The following is a 16738-nucleotide window of genomic DNA, read 5'->3' on the forward strand; positions in this document are numbered from 1 at the left end:
TTAATCCTCTTACTAAATCTTACTCCAACCAACCATCGCCCGTTTCAACCCTTTGCTTACGTGGAAAGAAAAAACCGCTATGATTCAATCATAGCGGTTAGGGAGAGACGTGGGAAAGAGGGTTTTCGAGTGAACCATCCTTGTGGACTTCAAAATGAAGATGCACTCCTGTGGATCGACCTGTTGTTCCCATGACTCCAATTTTTTCTCCTCTTTTAACGATCTGTCCTTTTTTGACATCGATCGAGGAAAGGTGAGCGTAAATCGTCTCGTATCCATTCCCGTGATCAATGACAACTTTATTTCCAAAGCTGTTTCGATATCCTGCTTCGATCACTTTTCCATTGTCAGCCGCTTTAATTGTTTTATTAGAAACACCGGCGATGTCAATCCCTTTATGATAGCGCCCCCAGCGTTCTCCCTGCTTACTGGTGATTTCACCGCCCACAGCGGGCCAAGCAAAGTCTCCAGTACCTCTAGAAGGGATTTTCTTCGTCCCTTGCAGGATAACCTTCTTAACGGGTTCTTTGACAACTTCTTTTTCAATCGTCTCTTCTTCTATTTCTTGATCATTTCGATACGTGCGCTCAATCAACAGCTCTCTTTTTCCATTTTCCCCTTCTTGCTTCACTTTGGATTCACCTTTATAAAGTTCATCCGTCTTTTTCGTTTCTACTTTATAGGGAATCTTCTCTTCTTTACGTTCTTTCTCAGTTATCACCACATCGGCAAGTGGCTTTTTAGACTTAGCCATCATCCCCATGAAAGTAGTTGTTTCAGAATGATTACTTGGAAAAGGACGACCTTCTTCCACCCTTGCTACTGCTTCCTCAACCGTATGGACCTGCGGCAGCGTGACCTGGTCTTCTTCCATTGTGACAGGAGCCGATAAACCGACATCCATCACCTTCGATTCACCGACAGCAGGAAGCTCAGGCGCCCCTTTTTCTAATATCTCAAGTTCATCTTCTGCCACGTATTTCTCCTTCACGGATTCGATGACTTGTTCTGCCTTCTCTTCATTTGGAAGGTAAGCGACAGGCTCTCCGTTGATGTGAAGGCGCATAACGTCCGCGACTAAGGTTAATTCACTTTCAAGAGAATCCATGACCTTTGATGATTCGTCTTTCACAGACAGCACTTTCTGCTCCTTAAAGGAGACTTCTTCCATATAAGAAAGATTCAATCCTCTATGATCTTTTTCCGCCTCTTCCATGCGCTCGCGTAATTCTGATTTGACCTCTGCTTGATTTTCTACCATACCCACATGTTGTTCATCTATATATACGTGATAAACCGTCGGCAGTGAACTTTCGGCATAAGCCGTCCCTACACCAATACTAACGACGGAAATCGCTGTGACAGCTAGTTTCTTCCACATGATATTGATCCTCCTGATGCACCTGTCTAAACTATTCCTAGTTTAATCTATCACACGGAAGTTTTATAAGAAATAGATATTTAAATATGTAAAAAAGTTATAATATTCTTACCAAAATTACGAAATGATAGTCATTTTTTCATATGAAATTTTTCATTATTTTACCTCATTCACATCTGCCTGGACTTCCTATTGTAGATACTCCGTTTCGATACTTAAGGATAGCTTTGAAACTCCCATGGAGGAGTGCAAGGGACGCCTTAGGAGGCAGCCCAAAGAGTATTCTATAGCACGCTCCCCGATATCTAACCACTCTCTTTAGCATTACTTTCTCAGTGATCATTTCTAAATCAATTTTCAAACTCCTGCAGGGTAGTTAAATAAGGTTTATAACAAATTCAGATCGTTTTTCATACAAAAAAACTTACGGAATAATTTCCGTAAGCTTTTTAAGAAGTGGCTCGGGACGGAATCGAACCGCCGACACACGGATTTTCAGTCCGTTGCTCTACCGACTGAGCTACCGAGCCATAATTAGTATAAAGTTAAGATCATGCTTTCGCTTCACATCTTGTTTCGAAGGTTATTCGATGATGTTTGTGCTCGTCACGCTGCATGTGATTTCGTTGAAGCATACGCTCCTCGCAAAGCCTACACGGAAGTAATTTGCTGAGGTTTACGGCTTCTCTACCGACTGAGCTACCGAGCCATATTCATACTAAGTTCAAGTCTTACCATTCGACGTTATAACCTAACGAGTGCATCACATTACGTGTGTATTCGACTACATCAAATGATATAATAAAAGTGGCGGTCCGGACGGGACTCGAACCCGCGACCTCCTGCGTGACAGGCAGGCATTCTAACCAACTGAACTACCGGACCACATGGCTTGTTCACTGCAACGATAACTATCGTACCATACAGGATAAACGTAAGCAATAGTAATTTTACTAGAAATATAGTTTTCCCCGCAGAATTCTGTCGATTAAAAAGAAAGGAGGGTTTTTTTGAAGAAGATTTTTCGCTACGTTGTTTTCGTCCTTATCCTTTTATTCGTTTCAATTATTGGATTTTTAAAACTGAACCCGCCACTCACCCATGGGTCGATCGGTACCACAGAAGATAAGCAAACGGTCATTGTCGCTCTCGGAAACAAAAGCTTGCTTGGGAGCATCCAGATCACTGATGTGTCGATCAATAACGACCAACAACCTAAAAATATTAAGATGCAGGTTAGTGATTCTGAAAAAGGATTTATAATTACAGATACATACGCGCTTGTGGAAGATGCGTATGCCATCAATGAATATGAAACAATCCCACTCGCCCCGGATACTTCACCGCTGGCCTCCAAAGCAATGGCTGCGTCACCTGATACCTCGCCAACGACGATCTACGGATTAAGCATCACCGAAGAGTCCTCGATAGAAAGTATTAAATTGACGTATCGTTTTTTTGGACTCATCTTCTTTAAAACGATCCAAGTATAAAAGACGTGCCTGAATAGGCGCGTCTTTTATACTTTCTTCTCCATTTCATTCAATAAAGAAAATGGATCTTTGGCATCTATAAAAAGGTTACGATTATCTTCGGGTACAAATCCCGTTCTTATCGCATGTTCAATGAGCTGAACAAGTGGAGTGTAGTATTCCGCAATGTTGTATAGGGCAAGTGGTTTTGTATGAAGGCCGATTTGAGCCCAGCTGACCGTTTCAAAAAGCTCTTCAAATGTACCAAAACCTCCTGGAAGGGCGATGAATCCATCAGCCAGTTCGCTCATCTTCGCTTTCCTTTCATGCATGGTTCCTACCTCAATCATTTTGGTTATGTTCGGATGAACGATTTCTTTTTCAAAAAGGTGACTCGGCATAACCCCGGTCACTTTTCCACCGCTGTCCAGCACCTGATCGGCTAGAACTCCCATCAAACCGCTTTTAGCACCACCATAGACCAACTCTATGTTCTTTGCAGCCAACCCCATCCCTAGAGCTTTCGTCTTCTCTATGAATACCGGGTCGTTCCCTCTACTAGACCCAGCGAATACACAGATCCGTTTCACGTGAAACACTCCTCCTCTTAATAACCTAAGTAGAGTTTACCCTAAATTGCACGTATTCGATTCTTTTCTCACTATGACTTGTGAAAAAAAGCCCGGCTGAGTAAGCCAGGCTTCGATATTATTCACTATATACGCTGCGTACAACGTTCGTTTGTGCACGGTCGGGACCAACGGAGAAAATAGACAAAGGAATTCCAGTCAGCTGAGAAACACGCTCAATATAATGGCGTGCATTTTCCGGAAGATCACTCAGCGTTTTAGCACCTGTAATGTCTTCTGTCCAGCCCGGCATTTCTTCGTAAACAGGCTCACATTCGGCCAGAACTTTCAAGCTTGCCGGGAACTCATCCATGATTTCCCCTTTGTACTTGTAAGCCGTACATATTTTCAACTTTTCAATACCTGTCAGTACATCAATGGAGTTTAAGGAAAGGTCGGTAATTCCACTCACACGACGTGCATGACGGACGACGACACTATCAAACCAACCGACACGGCGCGGACGCCCTGTTGTTGTCCCATATTCACGGCCCACTTCACGAATTTGATCTCCGACTTCATTCTCAAGCTCTGTCGGGAAAGGTCCATCTCCAACGCGAGTCGTATAAGCTTTCGAAACACCGACCACGTGTTTAATCTTCGATGGCCCCACACCAGAACCGATGGTTACTCCACCCGCAATTGGATTAGATGAGGTAACGAAAGGATACGTTCCCTGATCGATGTCGAGCATAACACCCTGGGCACCTTCAAAAAGAACACGACGCCCTTCATCCAGCCCATCGTTCAATACAACAGATGTATCGCATACGTAGGATGCAATCTGTTGACCATATTCATAGTATTCATCAAGAATATCTTCCACTGCAAACGGTTCTGTTTCATATACTTTTTCAAGAAGGCGGTTTTTCTCAGCAAGGTTCTGCTCGAGCTTTTCACGGAAGCTTTCTTTATCGAGTAGATCAGCGATACGGATTCCGGTACGAGCTGCTTTATCCATGTAGGCAGGACCAATTCCTTTTTTGGTCGTTCCAATCTTATTCGCACCCTTGTCTTCCTCTTGCAGAGCGTCTAATTTCAAATGATATGGAAGGATGACATGAGCCCGGTTGCTAATCCGCAAATTGTCTGTGGATACCCCTTTATCATGTAGGTATTTCAACTCTTCAAGTAGTGCTTTGGGATCAATCACCATTCCGTTCCCAAGCACACATGTTTTATCTTCAAAAAAGATCCCTGAAGGAATCAAGTGAAGCTTATAGGTGACTCCATCAAATTTTATTGTATGGCCAGCATTATTTCCGCCCTGATAACGAGCGACAACTTCAGCATTTTGTGATAGAAAATCAGTAATCTTGCCTTTTCCTTCGTCCCCCCACTGGGTTCCGACTACAACTACAGAAGACATAAGGCACCTCCGCCAATAATTTGTTAAATATGTTATCCATCGTCAGTTTACCAATACATACCTTGTAAGTCAACGCTAAAACCGAACATTAAATTATATTTACATTATTATTGTTCGATTATAACCTTTGAATTTCTTATATTTCTGTTGCAATACCAGCCTCTGACAAAACGTAACACAAAAAAGCCCTCTCAAATGTTCAATCCTATTGAATACTTTATTTTTATCACATAAGCGAAAAATTAACTAATATTTACAACAAAACTTAAAATAACTTATTTTTAATTGATTTCAATTAGTGAATTACTTATAATCACTTATAAGAGCAATAACGGAAGGGGAATTCGATGTATCAGGAAGAACGTCTGATTGGAATCTTGCAATTTTTAAAAGAAAATCGCCGGATCTCCATTGATCAAATGTGTGAGATGTTTGATATATCAAGAGACACAGCAAGGCGGGATTTAGTAAAGTTGGAGGAACGTAAGGCGATCGTGCGTACACGAGGGGGCGCGATTTTGCCACGCACGCACACGGACATACAAGATTATTCCCACCGTTTAAAAACCGTTTCCTTTGAAAAACAACAGATCGGAAAAAAAGCGGCCTCCTTTATCCGGCCCGGGGACAAAATCATTTTGGATACTTCCACGACGGTGCAAGCATGTGCGAATCAAATCCGTCCCATGGACGTTACGGTCATTACGAACTCTATTCACCAGGCTGAAATTTTATCAAATGTTGAAAGCGTGTCCATTCAATTGCTGGGTGGTTTCCTACAAAAGGAACATCAATTCCTTTATGGAGCTTCCGTCATCGAACGCGTGAAAAGCTATCATGTGGATCAGGCGTTTATCGGTGTAGTGGGTATCTCTGAATCGGGACTTTCGATCGCCCACGAGGAAGATGGGATGGTCAAACGGAACATGATCAAACAGGCAGAACAGGTCATTGTTCTTGCAGACCATACGAAGTTTGGTGTGACCGAGTTTTTTACTTTTGCAGATCTCGAAGACGTGGATATCATCATTACAGACCAACTTCCTGATGAAGAATTCCAACAAAAATTACAGGAGCATCATGTGGAATTGATTGTTACAGAAGAGGAGGAATCAGAATTATGGACATGATCGCCATTGATTTGGACGGAACGTTGTTAAATTCAGCGAATGAGATTAGCCAGAATAATATAGAAGCTATAAAGCGTGCCCAATCGAAAGGCGTGGAGGTGGTCATCGCAACAGGAAGAGCATCCTTCGATGTCCGAAACCTATTCTCCGCACTTGACCTTCATACATGGGTGATTGCTGCCAATGGAGCGACCATCCATCATCCTGACGGTACGCTTTTTTCATCCACACCGATGGAGAAAGCGGATGTCACTGATGTTTTAGAGTGGCTTGAAGAAAAAGGGTTTTACTATGAAGCCATTGATGATGAAGCGATTTTGACCCCGCAAAATGCCAGGGAGCTTTTGAACATAGAACTCGACCGGATTCGTAGTGCCAATCCGAAAACTGATCTTACCAAGCTTGAAAAGGCAGCCCAAAAGCAGTTTAGTCAGTCCGGATTTTCACCTGTAGACTCTTACAAGGAAATCATAGATAAACATAGGAATGTGTACAACATTCTTGCCTTCTCCTTTGAAGAAGAAAAACTCCGAAAAGGATGGGAGAAGTTCAAAGATTACACTGACTTGACCCTTGTAAGCTCTGCCAATCATAACTTCGAACTGGAGCACAGACTTGCCTCTAAAGGGAATGCCGTCGTGAAACTGGCTCAACAACTGAATCGATCCATTGAGAGAACAGCAGTCATTGGAGACAGTCTTAATGATTTATCTATGATGAGTGTGGCAGGATACAGCGCAGCCATGGAAAATGCTAAAGAGGAAGTAAAAGAAATCTGCCACTTCCATACAAAAACGAATGACGAAGATGGTGTCGCCCATGCAATCGCCCACTTCATGAACCTTTAGGATCATCCATTTCCCAGCGTGACTTTTCGGGAGGCGTGATGGGAATGATGATATAGATGGCTTCTTTGAAGCTGCTTATAAAAAGACGCCCGGGACTTAGATCCTCGGGCGTCTTTCTTTTCTATGCTGGTGGAACATCGGCATCAGAATAGCGGTGATCCAAATCCACGAACTTGTTGTATTCTTTCACAAACGCAAGGGAAACAGTTCCCACTGGACCGTTACGCTGCTTGGCAAGGATAATTTCAATAATGTTCTGATTCTCTGATTCTTGATCGTAGTAATCATCACGATAAAGGAACCCTACGATATCAGCATCCTGCTCAATCGAACCGGATTCACGCAAGTCAGACATCATTGGTCGCTTATCCTGTCTTGATTCAACTCCACGAGAGAGCTGTGACAAAGCAATCAATGGAACGTTGAGCTCACGAGCTAACCCTTTTAAGGAACGGGAAATTTCTGATACTTCCTGTTGACGGTTTTCTTTGGAGTTGGCGCTTCCCTGGATCAACTGCAAATAGTCAATCAGAATCATTCCAAGTCCATGTTCTTGTTTGAGACGACGGCACTTAGAACGGATTTCACTGACCCGGATACCTGGGGTATCGTCAATATAGATTCCGGCGTTCGATAAGCTCCCCATCGCCATCGTCAGTTTGTTCCAATCTTCTGTTTCCATCTGTCCTGTACGAAGACGCTGAGCATCGATGTTTCCTTCCGCACAAATCATACGGGAGACGAGCTGGTCGGCCCCCATCTCCAAACTGAAAATCGCGACATTTTCATCGGTATGGACCGCAACGTTCTGCGCAATATTCAAAGCAAACGCGGTCTTCCCCATAGACGGACGGGCGGCGATAATAATCAAATCATTCCGTTGGAAACCAGAGGTGATATGATCAAGATCGCGGTATCCTGTCGGAATTCCAGTCGTACTTCCGTCATTGTGGTGAAGCTGCTCAATATTGTCATAAACATCAATCAGTACGTCTTTGATGCTTTTGAATGCACTGGAATTTTTCCTTTGTGATACCTCGAGAATGTCTTTTTCCGCAGCGTTCAATACATCTTCCAGGTCTTCTTCTTCCGAGTAACCCGTCGTCACAATATTCGTCGCTGTACGGATCAAACTTCTAAGGGTCGATTTTTCACTCACAATGCTTGTGTAGTACTGGATATTCGCAGCTGTCGGTACGGAGTTTGCAATATCCGTCAAGTAAGAAACCCCGCCGACTTCTTCCAGCACCTGGTTGTTGGAAAGAGCTGCTGTTACGGTCACGAGATCGATCGGCTCCCCTTTATCTGAGAGGGAGAGCATCACTTCAAAAATGCGCTGGTGGCTCGCCCGATAGAAATCTTCAGGAAGAAGATATTCAGCAGCTGTCGACATTGCATCAGGTTCTAAAAACACCGCACCGAGTACCGCCTGTTCTGCTTCTATATTATGGGGCGGGGTACGGTCGTTCCACATTTCACTCACTGTTGTTCCTCCTCTGAATCTAAAGCACGGATGGCCCGTCCGTCTCAAATAACCACACGTTGTATGGTTATTTTATACATTATTCCTTTTCGTTATGAAAAAGAGGAATGTAGGCCAGAAATACAAAACAGAAGCGCCCAATAGCTCCAGAAAATGGATTGGGCGCTTAATCGTTCAAAACTTACTTTTCCTCGACGTGGACTTTGATTGTCCCTGTTACTTCCGGGTGAAGTTTCACAGGAACATTGGTGTAGCCCAATGTCCGGATCGGATCATCAAGCTCGATTTTACGTTTATCGATTTTAATATCGTGGGATTTCTTCAGTTGCTCGGCAATTTGCTTACTTGTGATGGACCCGAACAGGCGCCCGTTATCTCCGGATTTCGCCACAAGCTTCACTTCCAGGTTGGCCAGTTGTTCTTTCAGTCGCTTCGCTTCTTCGACTTCTTCCTGTGCTTGCTGCTCAACTTTGGCATCTTTGGCTTTTTGGGCTTGAACGTTCCCCTTCGTCGCTTCTACCGCCAAATTGTTTTTAAGGAGGTAGTTGCGCGCGTATCCATCGTTCACTTCTTTGATTTCGCCTTTTTTGCCTTTCCCTTTGACATCTGCTTTGAAAATGACTTTCATTCTATGTCTCCCCCTTCAAAATATTCATCAATAATATCTTGCAACAATGCTTTCGCATCTTCAATCGTTGTATCTTCAAGCTGGGTGGCTGCGTTCGTCAAATGCCCGCCACCGTTCATTTTCTCCATAATGACCTGAACGTTGATATCCCCTAGAGAACGGGCGCTTATGCCAATCCTTCCATCACTCCGCTCAGAAATAACGAACGAAGAAACGATTCCGCTCATCGTCAGTAAGGTATCCGCAGCCTGTGCTATAATGACTGGTCCGTATGTTTCTCCACGGTCCCCGGTGGAAATGGCAATACCGTCACGGTAAACAGAAGCTCGTTCAATCAGTTTACTTCTACGAACATAGACATCTAAATCTTCTTTCATGAATTTCTGGACTTGTACAGTATCTGCTCCCTTGGACCTCAAGTAAGAAGCAGCATCAAACGTCCGTGATCCTGTACGGAGCGTGAAACTTTTCGTATCGACGATAATTCCTGCAAGCAGGGCCGTTGATTCCAGCATCGATAGTTTCAGTTTCTTCGGCTGATATTCGAGTAATTCAGTAACAAGCTCCGCCGTTGATGAGGCGTAAGGTTCCATATAAACAAGGGTCGGATCAGCGATGAATTCTTCGGCACGTCTGTGGTGATCGATGACGACGACATGCTCCGTTTTGGAAAGGAGCTTCTCCTCGATGACCATGGAAGGCTTGTGCGTATCTACAACGACGAGCAAGGTTTCATTTGTGACCATCTCTAAAGCATCCTCCGGCGGGATGAAATAATGCCAGAGGTCCTCGTCTTTCTCGATTTCCTCGACCATCCGCTGCACGCCGGTATCAATATCGTCCGGATCGAGAACGATGGCAGCTTTCTTATCGTTCGCCTGGGCAATTTTCAAGATCCCGATTGAAGCGCCGACAGAGTCCATATCCGGTGATTTGTGTCCCATGATCAAGACCTTTTCACTTGCCTGTACAAGTTCTTTCATGGCATGGGAGATCACCCGGGCGCGTACCCGTGTCCGTTTTTCCATAGGGTTCGTCTTTCCACCATAGAAACGGACTTTTCCAGAATCATCTTTAATGGCGACTTGATCTCCGCCCCGGCCAAGAGCGAGATCGAGACTGGACTGAGCCAATTCTCCAAGTTCAGGAAGACTTACCGGACCCACACCTATTCCGAAACTTAGAGTCAACGGGACGTTCTGATCTGTAATCAATTCACGCACATCATCAAGGATTTCAAACTTCGCTTTTTCCAAAGTATAAAGAATTTCCTGATTCATGACAGCTATGAAACGCTCTTGAGAGGTCCGCTTCAAGTAAATGCCATAATCTCCCGCCCACTTGTTCAATATGGAGGTCACTTGGGAGTTGATATGGCTTTTGGCTGTATCATCCATCCCCTGGGTAATTTCTTCATAGTTATCAAGGAAAATAATAGAAAGGACCGTCTGTTCATTTTCATAACGGTTGTGGATCTCTGTCTGCTTCGTTCGATCGAACAAATAAAGCAGACGTTCCTCCCTTTTAATGATTGTCTGGAACTTATAACCGCCAATCGTAATCCAAACTTCATCTTCCTCATCTTTCACACATGGAATGAGGTGATCGGATAGCCGTTTTAACGATTCTCCAACAATCGTATCTTCTTGTGTGAACTTGTTCATATAAGGGTTTGCCCACTCGATCGTATAGTTTTCACTATAAAGAACGATTCCTATGGGCATTTCCAATAAAGCTTCTTCGCCGACTTTTTTCACCCTGTAGGACAAGGTCGATATATATTCTTCTGTCTCATTGATCATGTTCTGTTCAGTACGGACACTGTAAAAGATGGACGCAGCTAAAAACAGCGTCATCATCAATCCCAACATCCATTGATAGTACCAGATAAAGCCAAGCAGAATGAGAGAGATCAAATAAATGATCCACAAGTGTCCGCTCATCGTTGGTTTTTTAAAAAAATTCGGCATTGCATTCAGCTCCTACCATCTTCTTGAGAGCGATCATTCTTTCTTTTCTTCCACACGTTCCCTCATTGGAAATCCTATATCAATTATACCGATTATTCTCACAAGGTACATCACGATTTGTGGAAGAAGTATGGAAAATACAACCACAAGAATCGGTATCGCTTTGGACCACTTTTTCTTCCATGCATAAAAAAAGACGAAAGAGAATCCCTGCAGGACGATCAAGGCTCCCGTAAGAATGAAGACATTCAGGGCAGCTAAGTAGACCAGATCATTTCCATCCATCGTGACATAATTCAAAATCATCGCCACAAAGTAATACCATAATATCGATGTCGGCAGCTTGATGTTCTTAAAATCCGCGAATCCAAGGGACTGATTTTCAATGCGATTGATCAGTTTATAGGTCGTCCACTGACTGACAAACGCAAGCATTACACCACTCATCGCCAATATACTTGGAACAATATCTGGAATGAACTCAATCAACTGACCGATCTCAGCCAGGTCCGTTTCTACCTCTTCCCCTTCAAGAAGTCCTGAGAACACCCTCTCAAAAGTTCCGTACCCCTGGTTCATCCCACTCTGCAGCTCATCCATCAAGTTGACGCCCAGAAAGAGTTGAGTGATTAAGAGAATTCCGAGGAGACCGATGACAAACCCAACAGAGCCTATGGCCAGAGCTTCATAGGAAGAACGTTTGTGATGCAAAGCGATTCCTATGAAAAGCCCGCCAATGCCGGCAAGTAAGGTGAATACTGTAAATACGGTCGCAAAAATAAGTGTGAAAATGGTGGCGGCCACAAACATCAGGCCTCCTGCTTTTCCACCATATCGATAACTATAATAAATAAATGGAACAGGCAGGATCATTAGTAGTAGTGGTCCTATAACCGGCACAAAAATGATTACCAATAACAATAGCAGATATAGGCCGGTCATTAAAGCCCCTTCCGTTAACCTCTTTGTGTCATTCATGATTGATAAAGCACCTCTATTTCTATCGCGCTTGTCTTAACCTCCCTATTTTAACATATCATCCCCTTATACTTCTCGTATCAAATGCTTCCATCCACTTCTTCTTGGTGATTTTTTCTAATGTTTGTTATGATGAATAAAATTCGATAGAGGAGGGCCGCACATGCGCACTGATTACCACGTCCATATGGCGGAAACCGGAAACCTTGATGTCGACTATCTACGAACCTACATAACGAAAGCGAAAGAAGAAGGAATTGAAGAATTAGGCATATCTGAACACGCGTATTTCTTTCAGGAAACGCGTGAGATCCTCTCTAATCCATGGGTGGAGAACCGTCGTACGCTTGACTTTGAAACCTACCAAAAGATGTTTGATGATGCAGCCAAAGCTGAACTTCCGATAAAAATGGGCATTGAAATGGATTACATGCCAGGAAAAGAAAAAGAGATGGAAGCTTTCATTTCTTCCCATCCTTTCGATTACGTGATCGGATCGGTCCACTGGATCGATGAATGGGGCATCGACCTTGCGATATACCGGGATGAATATGAAAAACGGAATCTAAAAGACGTGTACCAGCAATATTTTGACCGTGTCGTCACCCTTGCAGAGTCAGGACTCTTTGACTTTGTCGGTCACATTGATGTCATCAAAGTGTTTGGCTACCGGCCGGACGATGAAGAATTCTTAAGAGAACAATACAAACGGGCAGCGAAAGCCCTTGCGAAAACAGATACGTGCATTGAAATAAGTACGGCAGGCTTACGAAAGCCTGTTGGAGAACTCTATCCAGATCCGACGCTTCTGCAAATGTGTAAAGATGAGGGTGTTGGAATCGTTCTCTGCTCGGATGCCCATAGGCCGGACCATATCGGGTACCGCTATGAAGAAGCGATCGATCTTGCAAAATCCGTCGGATATACCGAAGTCCATACATTCTCCAACCGAAAAAAGCAGGTCCATCCCATTGGCTGAACCCCCTTTCAAAAAGCGGTTCGGAACTGAAAAATATGATGGATACAAAACAAACAAGCGTCTTGCAGTCAGAGGGATAGTTTTTCATGATGGAAAAATCCTGATGGTGAATTCCAATCTGGGGGATTACAAACTTCCTGGGGGCGGCGTTGATGATGGAGAGAGAGACGATGATGCTCTTATCAGAGAAATTCAGGAAGAAACAGGCTACAAGAACTGCCGGGTGAGAGAATATGCCGGCGAGGTTGTGGAAAGCCACCTTGACGTGTATGACCCGCAAGCTCTTTTTGAAATGACCTCCCGTTATTATTTTTGTGAGTGGTCGGGAGAGAAGGGCGCACAAAGGCTGGATCCCTATGAAAAAGATCAGGACTTCACACCTGTCTGGATAAGCGTTGAGGAGGCCATTGCTCAAAACGAAGAGATTTTGGATCGAACGAATAAAAATCCTTGGATCCTCCAAGAGATGTATGTCTTGAAACATCTATTGAATTTGATACAAACTTCCTGACCATTGAAGGATGATTAAAAAAGCTCAACGTCACACCGACGTTGAGCTTTTTGATTAGTATTGAATAGGCGCCCCTGGTCCTACAGGGATTCCCAGAAGGACCCAAACAAGCAACAGAAGCAACCAGCCTAGCAAGAAGGCAACGGAATAAGGAATCATCATAGAAATGAGTGTTCCAATTCCAAGTTTCTTATCATAGCGCTGAGCGAACGCGATGATCACTGGGAAGTATAAAAGCAGCGGTGTAACCATGTTCGTCACTGAGTCTGCGATTCGATATAGTAATGTTGTAAACTCCGGAGAATAACCGAGGTTCATCATGATAGGGACAAATACAGGGGCCAATATCGTCCATTTGGCTGAAGAACTTCCAATAAAGAAATTGACGACCATCGTTAGTCCAATAAACGTTAAGATGAGCCCGATTCCATCAAACCCTGTAGAGTTCAAAAAGTCTGCCCCGCGAAAAGCGATGACCGTCCCTAAATTCGTTTCACGGAAGTACGCGATAAACTGACCTGCCGTAAAGGCGAGAGCGATATAGCCACTCATGCTTGCCATCGTTTTTCCAAGCAGTTTCGTAAGGTCTTTATCATTGGAAATCTTATTTGTAACAATTCCATAAATCAATCCTGGGACTAGGAATAATAGGAAAATAACAAATACCAATGCACTGAAGAATGGTGATTCAATATAGGCACCGTCTCCACGCAATGGTCCAAAAGACAAGTAAGCCATGACAGCGAACGTGATAAGAAAGCCGATGCCAGCATAACGCATCCCTTTTTTCTCAAGAGAAGTCAGTTCATCGATTTCTCCTTCCTCTTCGCCTTCATACTTACCCAGTCTGGGTTCTACGATTTTTTCAGTAACGAGTGTACCAATCAACGTGATTAGAACGACAGATACGGCAGCAAAAAAGTAGTTCATCGTGACTGTAATCGTTTCTGCATAAGCAGGGTCGATCGTACGAGTCGCTTCAGCCGTCAACTCCTGAAGAATAGCATCAGTACTTGTGAGAGCTAAATTGGCCCCAAATCCACCAGATACACCCGCAAAGGCCGCAGCAAGTCCGGCAAGTGGGTGTCGCCCAAGCCCTAAGAAAAGGACAGCTCCAAGTGGTGGAAGTACCACGTAGCCTGCATTGACCGCCACACTGGACATGACTCCGGCAAAAACTAAAGCGGCCGTCAATAATTTCTGAGGAAAGGAAAACACAATCCCCTTCAATGAAGCATTAATTAAACCTGTCTGTTCAGCAAGGCCAATACCAAGCATGGTCACAAGGACAGCTCCAAGCGGCGGAAAGCCGATAAAGTTATCGACCGCGCTGTTAAATATATAATCCAGTCCACTCAAACTAAAAAGGTTCTTCACTCCTACGGCTTCCCCTGTCGTCGGATTCGTGACAGATACACCAGCAAAGATTCCAGAAATAATAACTACAATGAATGCTAATATAGCAAACAGCAACAATGGTGATGGAAGCTTGTTCCCCAGCCATTCGATGCCATCTAAGATACGGAATAAAAACCTACGACCAGATGAAATCTCCGCTCTGTTTTCCTTCATTTTATACCCTCCTCATAAAGTCTATGAATTTAGTCGGAATTAAATTTACCAAGAGAAATTCTCAAAGTCAAAGCTTTTGTACCATGTTTTACAAAACTATAAAATGAAATCGTTTTACCATAAGAAAAAGACAAACCCAGCAAGGTTTGTCTTTTTCTGCAACAATATTTCTTGTCTCTTTAGCTACTGAATTTGGATACCATCAAATCGTTAAACACTGCACTTGTTTGATGTCTGCAATTTGTGCAAGCTTATCGTCGCAGCCCCCATCCACTGGTTTATCTACCGTCAGCACCATGACAGCTTCTCCACCTTCGTTCGTACGTCCAACCTGCATGGTTGCGATATTGATTTCATGTTCGGCTAGTAGGCTTCCCACGCGGCCGATCGCTCCTGGCTGGTCAGTATGGCGGATGACAACAAGATGACCTTCTGGAACAACGTCGATGGAATATTGATCAAACTGCACTATACGTGCACCCAAACCATTCAGCAACGTACCGGCGACGCTGCGCTTTTCTTGATCGGTCTCGATTTCTACGGTAATCAAGTTTGTAAATCCTTTCGTTTGGGTCGACTTCTGCTCATTTACTGTAATCCCTTTATCAGAAGCTGTCTTGAAGGCATTGACATCATTCACACGTTCGCCGATATGACGTTTCAAGATCCCTTTGACGGCGATCCGCGTAAGTGGCATGGTATCAACTTCAAGTAAATCGCCACTATAGTAAACATTCACACGTTCAAGCGTACCGTCTACCACTTTTGATAGAAAAGCGCCCAAACGTTCAGAGAGCTTAAAGTATGGAGAGAGCTTCTCCATCATTTCTGAGGACACAGAAGGCAGGTTGACCGGGTTTTTCACTGTTCCTCCGCGCAATAATTCCAGCACATCAAAGCTGACGTCTGTCGCAACATTTTCCTGGGCTTCAATTGTACTTGCACCAAGGTGAGGGGTGGCAATCACTTCCGGTAAGGATAACAACGGATGCTCCGTGGCAGGCTCTTCTTCAAAAACATCAAGCGCAGCCCCAGCGATCTTCCCTGATTGAATGGCTTCATATAAAGCATTTTCTTCGACAATTCCTCCACGGGCACAATTCAATATACGTGCCCCCGTCTTCATCATGGCAATGGCCTCTTCGTTAATCAGATGCTTCGTCTTTTCAATTAGTGGGGTGTGAACAGTCAGAAAGTCCGCTTGCTTAAGAACTTCCTCTAAAGTCCCATGAGTGACGCCGGCTTTTTCTGCCTTTTCTTCATTCAAAAAAGGATCAAAGGCGATCACTTTCATACGATGACCTTTGGCACGCTGGGCAACTTCACGACCAATCCGCCCAAACCCGACAATGCCGAGCACCTTATCCTTCAATTCCACGCCAACGAACTTTTTACGTTCCCAGCGCTTCTGTTGGAGCTGATGATAAGCTTGTGGAATATTTCGAGCTAACGACATCAGCATCGCCATCGTGTGTTCAGCTGTCGAGATCGTATTCCCATCTGGAGCATTCACGACGATGACGCCGTGTTCCGTTGCTGCATCGAGATCAATGTTATCGACTCCTACTCCTGCACGGCCGATGATCTTCAAGTGAGGAGCGTGTTCAATGACTTCTCTTGTCACTTGCGTCTGGCTTCTTACGATGAGCGCTTCTGCCGATCCGATTTCTTCCAATAACTGTGCATGAGATAGGTTCGGACTCATGACAGTTTCGATATCTTCCGCCTCCAATAGAGGCCTGATTCCATCTTCACTCAGTGGATCACTAATCAATACACGATGCATTT

14 protein-coding genes and 2 tRNA genes are annotated in these 16738 nt (G+C 44.1%); 5 read left to right on the top strand and 11 right to left on the bottom strand.

Annotated features, from left to right (window positions below; all coding sequences use genetic code 11):
- Positions 1–97 precede the first annotated feature (97 nt).
- From K2225_RS20140 to K2225_RS11210, 3 genes are all read right to left on the bottom strand, one after another.
- Positions 98–1381: a peptidoglycan DD-metalloendopeptidase family protein gene (locus K2225_RS20140; protein WP_305038438.1), complete on the bottom strand. Its 1284-nt coding sequence runs from the start codon at positions 1379–1381 to the stop codon at positions 98–100.
- A 457-nt stretch (positions 1382–1838) separates the two neighbouring features.
- Positions 1839–1911: transfer RNA gene (locus tag K2225_RS11205), tRNA-Phe, on the bottom strand.
- A gap of 278 nt (positions 1912–2189) precedes the next feature.
- Positions 2190–2266: transfer RNA gene (locus tag K2225_RS11210), tRNA-Asp, on the bottom strand.
- A gap of 125 nt (positions 2267–2391) precedes the next feature.
- On the opposite strand from K2225_RS11210, the gene K2225_RS11215 reads away from it, so the two are divergent.
- The gene (locus K2225_RS11215) at positions 2392–2874 is read left to right on the top strand and encodes a hypothetical protein (protein ID WP_220584810.1); all 483 of its coding nucleotides are present in this window, start codon (positions 2392–2394) and stop codon (positions 2872–2874) included.
- Positions 2875–2900: 26 nt separating this feature from the next.
- Here K2225_RS11215 and K2225_RS11220 read toward each other — a convergent pair whose 3' ends face one another.
- Together K2225_RS11220 and K2225_RS11225 are read right to left on the bottom strand one after the other, a co-directional pair.
- Positions 2901–3443: an LOG family protein gene (locus K2225_RS11220; protein WP_220584811.1), complete on the bottom strand. Its 543-nt coding sequence runs from the start codon at positions 3441–3443 to the stop codon at positions 2901–2903.
- Positions 3444–3561: 118 nt separating this feature from the next.
- Positions 3562–4851: an adenylosuccinate synthase gene (locus K2225_RS11225; protein ID WP_220584812.1), complete on the bottom strand. Its 1290-nt coding sequence runs from the start codon at positions 4849–4851 to the stop codon at positions 3562–3564.
- A 347-nt stretch (positions 4852–5198) separates the two neighbouring features.
- On the opposite strand from K2225_RS11225, the gene K2225_RS11230 reads away from it, so the two are divergent.
- Positions 5199–5981 carry a DeoR/GlpR family DNA-binding transcription regulator gene (locus K2225_RS11230; protein ID WP_220584813.1) on the top strand — a complete coding sequence of 261 codons (783 nt, stop codon included), beginning with the start codon at positions 5199–5201 and terminating at the stop codon, positions 5979–5981.
- On the top strand, positions 5972–6829 hold the full coding sequence (locus K2225_RS11235) for a Cof-type HAD-IIB family hydrolase (protein WP_220584814.1): 858 nt from the start codon (positions 5972–5974) through the stop codon (positions 6827–6829). The genes K2225_RS11230 and K2225_RS11235 overlap by 10 nt, the downstream gene beginning before the upstream one ends.
- Positions 6830–6950: 121 nt before the next feature.
- On the opposite strand, the gene dnaB is transcribed toward K2225_RS11235, so the two are convergent.
- From dnaB to K2225_RS11255, 4 genes are all read right to left on the bottom strand, one after another.
- Positions 6951–8312, bottom strand: a complete 1362-nt coding sequence (dnaB, locus tag K2225_RS11240) for a replicative DNA helicase (protein WP_146814587.1) — start codon at positions 8310–8312, stop codon at positions 6951–6953.
- Between the two features lie 181 nt (positions 8313–8493).
- Complete coding sequence (gene rplI / locus K2225_RS11245) at positions 8494–8940, bottom strand: 50S ribosomal protein L9 (protein WP_220584815.1); 447 nt, start codon at positions 8938–8940, stop codon at positions 8494–8496.
- Entirely contained in the window at positions 8937–10910 is a 1974-nt protein-coding gene (locus K2225_RS11250) for a DHH family phosphoesterase (RefSeq protein WP_220584816.1), read from the bottom strand. The genes rplI and K2225_RS11250 overlap by 4 nt, the downstream gene beginning before the upstream one ends.
- 33 nt (positions 10911–10943) lie before the next feature.
- Entirely contained in the window at positions 10944–11888 is a 945-nt protein-coding gene (locus K2225_RS11255) for a YybS family protein (RefSeq protein WP_220584817.1), read from the bottom strand.
- A gap of 163 nt (positions 11889–12051) precedes the next feature.
- Between K2225_RS11255 and K2225_RS11260 the strand changes: the two genes are divergently transcribed.
- Complete coding sequence (locus K2225_RS11260) at positions 12052–12867, top strand: histidinol-phosphatase HisJ family protein (RefSeq protein ID WP_220584818.1); 816 nt, start codon at positions 12052–12054, stop codon at positions 12865–12867.
- Complete coding sequence (locus K2225_RS11265; protein WP_255574426.1) at positions 12860–13378, top strand: NUDIX hydrolase; 519 nt, start codon at positions 12860–12862, stop codon at positions 13376–13378. Before K2225_RS11260 ends, K2225_RS11265 begins: the two co-directional genes overlap by 8 nt.
- A gap of 54 nt (positions 13379–13432) precedes the next feature.
- Here the strand turns inward: K2225_RS11265 and K2225_RS11270 are convergent, their stop codons facing one another.
- Both K2225_RS11270 and serA read right to left on the bottom strand, forming a co-directional pair.
- Positions 13433–14950, bottom strand: a complete 1518-nt coding sequence (locus K2225_RS11270; protein ID WP_220584820.1) for an AbgT family transporter — start codon at positions 14948–14950, stop codon at positions 13433–13435.
- A gap of 202 nt (positions 14951–15152) precedes the next feature.
- The gene (serA, locus tag K2225_RS11275) at positions 15153–16736 is read right to left on the bottom strand and encodes a phosphoglycerate dehydrogenase (protein WP_220584821.1); all 1584 of its coding nucleotides are present in this window, start codon (positions 16734–16736) and stop codon (positions 15153–15155) included.
- Positions 16737–16738: the final 2 nt, after the last annotated feature.

The organism is Halobacillus sp. Nhm2S1 (assembly GCF_019599545.1).
Classification (GTDB): Bacteria; Bacillota; Bacilli; order Bacillales; family Halobacillaceae; genus Halobacillus.

Bases quoted from the DNA above. Each gene is read 5' to 3' on its own strand.
- rplI (WP_220584815.1), bottom strand. From the start codon at position 8,940: ATGAAAGTCATTTTCAAAGCAGATGTCAAAGGGAAAGGCAAAAAAGGC.
- K2225_RS11235 (WP_220584814.1), top strand. From the start codon at position 5,972: ATGGACATGATCGCCATTGATTTGGACGGAACGTTGTTAAATTCAGCG.
- K2225_RS20140 (WP_305038438.1), bottom strand. From the start codon at position 1,381: ATGTGGAAGAAACTAGCTGTCACAGCGATTTCCGTCGTTAGTATTGGT.
- K2225_RS11260 (WP_220584818.1), top strand. From the start codon at position 12,052: ATGCGCACTGATTACCACGTCCATATGGCGGAAACCGGAAACCTTGAT.
- serA (WP_220584821.1), bottom strand. From the start codon at position 16,736: ATGCATCGTGTATTGATTAGTGATCCACTGAGTGAAGATGGAATCAGG.
- K2225_RS11270 (WP_220584820.1), bottom strand. From the start codon at position 14,950: ATGAAGGAAAACAGAGCGGAGATTTCATCTGGTCGTAGGTTTTTATTC.
- K2225_RS11225 (WP_220584812.1), bottom strand. From the start codon at position 4,851: ATGTCTTCTGTAGTTGTAGTCGGAACCCAGTGGGGGGACGAAGGAAAA.
- K2225_RS11230 (WP_220584813.1), top strand. From the start codon at position 5,199: ATGTATCAGGAAGAACGTCTGATTGGAATCTTGCAATTTTTAAAAGAA.
- K2225_RS11255 (WP_220584817.1), bottom strand. From the start codon at position 11,888: ATGAATGACACAAAGAGGTTAACGGAAGGGGCTTTAATGACCGGCCTA.
- K2225_RS11250 (WP_220584816.1), bottom strand. From the start codon at position 10,910: ATGCCGAATTTTTTTAAAAAACCAACGATGAGCGGACACTTGTGGATC.